This window comes from Labrys sp. F242, from assembly GCF_057813875.1.
On record NZ_JBVASG010000045.1, the window covers coordinates 1 to 294 of the forward strand.

Sequence of the window (294 nt, forward strand, 5' to 3'; positions counted from 1 at the left end):
GATCGAGGGCTTCATCTCGGTGGCACCACCGGCCAACCGCTTCGACTTCTCCTTTCTCGCCCCCTGCCCGTCCTCCGGTCTGATCGTCCTTGGCGACGCCGATCGCGTCGCGCCGCTCAAGGATGTCGAGACACTGGTCTCCAAGCTGAAGACGCAGAAGGGCATCGTCATCGAACAATCGGTCATTGCCGGCGCCAATCACTTCTTCGACACCAAGACGGACGAGTTGATCGCTTCCTGCTCGTCCTATCTCGATAAGCGCCTCGGGCTGAACGACATCGACGCGGCCTGATC

1 protein-coding gene is annotated in these 294 nt (G+C 60.9%); it reads left to right on the plus strand.

Annotation, left to right across the window (positions count from 1 at the left end):
• Positions 1–292 (plus strand): alpha/beta hydrolase (locus tag ACZYTC_RS34375; protein WP_488991773.1); only part of this gene is annotated, 292 nt, incomplete at its 5' end.
• Positions 293–294: the final 2 nt, after the last annotated feature.